1 protein-coding gene, 1 pseudogene and 1 CRISPR repeat array are annotated in these 1,357 nt (G+C 69.9%); the gene and the pseudogene both read left to right on the plus strand.

All coding sequences use genetic code 11. The features are described from left to right. Positions 1 to 196 (plus strand): annotated as a pseudogene (locus D450_RS30225) (type I-E CRISPR-associated endonuclease Cas1e); the annotation flags it as partial. 20 nt (positions 197 to 216) lie between these two features. After that, entirely contained in the window at positions 217 to 549 is a 333-nt protein-coding gene (gene cas2e, locus D450_RS0114505; protein ID WP_239647456.1) for a type I-E CRISPR-associated endoribonuclease Cas2e, read from the plus strand. Positions 550 to 657: 108 nt separating this feature from the next. Beyond that, positions 658 to 1,357: a CRISPR direct-repeat array (repeat unit 29 nt; unit sequence GCGAGCCCCACGCCCGTGGGGATGGACCG).

Genomic DNA, 1,357 nt, shown 5'->3' on the forward strand with positions numbered 1-1,357 from the left:
CCGGGAGGATTTCCGCCTCTACCGCCGCCTCCCACGGATGGTCCGAGACCTGCAATGGCTGCTCGACCCTGACCGTCCGGTCCGGGACGAGGACGAGGAGGAGGAAGAAGAGGAGTCCGTGCGGCTGGTCGAACTCTGGGACCCCGACAAGGGCAGTGTTCCGGGCGGCACCAACTACGGCGACGACGTGGCCTGAGGGGGAGTGGCGTGGCGAACATGGTGGTCATCGCGACTGCGGCCGTTCCCCCTCGTGTTCGAGGCGCGCTGAGCCGTTGGATGATCGAACCCAGGGCGGGGCTCTACGTGGGAACCCTCTCGGCCCGTGTGCGTGAGGAACTGTGGGAGGTGGTCAGTGCCTCACTGGGGGAGGGGTCGGCGGTGTGCATCCATCCCACGGACACTGAACAGCGATTCCTCGTCCGCACGGCCGGCCCCCAGCGCCGGGAGGTCATCGACTACGAGGGCCTCCAGCTCATCCAGATGAATCCGGAGGAGCATCGCGACATGGAGGATGAGTCCGGTGGATGGCCTGTTCCTGAGGGATGGTGAAGGATTGATGAATGCGAAGAGTAGTCGAGTGACTACCTACCCCCTTGGTGAGGGGCTGATTTTCGATAAAGAAATGGTAACGCCCTAAGTTCTCGCAGGTGGACAAGTGCGAGCCCCACGCCCGTGGGGATGGACCGTCGCAGGAGACCGCGTAGTAGCCGGGGGTGTCGCGAGCCCCACGCCCGTGGGGATGGACCGCGTCCATCGGGCGGTCTCGCCGCCGTCCCCGCGCGAGCCCCACGCCCGTGGGGATGGACCGACGAAGCCGTCGGGGGCCTCCTCTGCGGCCGTGCGAGCCCCACGCCCGTGGGGATGGACCGTCGACGACGAACTGATCCTTCGGGTCAGGCGCGCGAGCCCCACGCCCGTGGGGATGGACCGTCCTGCCGCAGCCAGTGCCCCGGGTAGTCCGGGCGAGCCCCACGCCCGTGGGGATGGACCGCGGCCCAGGCCCGCGCCGACATCGACCGCCTGGCGAGCCCCACGCCCGTGGGGATGGACCGACCCAGGACGACATGGACTTCATGGAGCGCAAGCGAGCCCCACGCCCGTGGGGATGGACCGGTGGGGCGGTTCCCGGAGCGGATGCGCCATGCGCGAGCCCCACGCCCGTGGGGATGGACCGGCCCGCGGCTACGACCGCGCCGACCTTGAGGAGCGAGCCCCACGCCCGTGGGGATGGACCGGTCGCGACCCTCATCCCGGTGTCCGAGGAGGTGCGAGCCCCACGCCCGTGGGGATGGACCGACGGTCCAGCCGAGCACGGGCGGCACGGCGGGGCGAGCCCCACGCCCGTGGGGATGGACCG

It is taken from the genome of Nocardiopsis halophila DSM 44494 (assembly GCF_000341245.1).
Taxonomy (GTDB): Bacteria; Actinomycetota; Actinomycetes; order Streptosporangiales; family Streptosporangiaceae; genus Nocardiopsis_A; species Nocardiopsis_A halophila.

Bases quoted from the DNA above. Each gene is read 5' to 3' on its own strand.
- cas2e (WP_239647456.1), top strand. From the start codon at position 217: ATGGTGGTCATCGCGACTGCGGCCGTTCCCCCTCGTGTTCGAGGCGCG.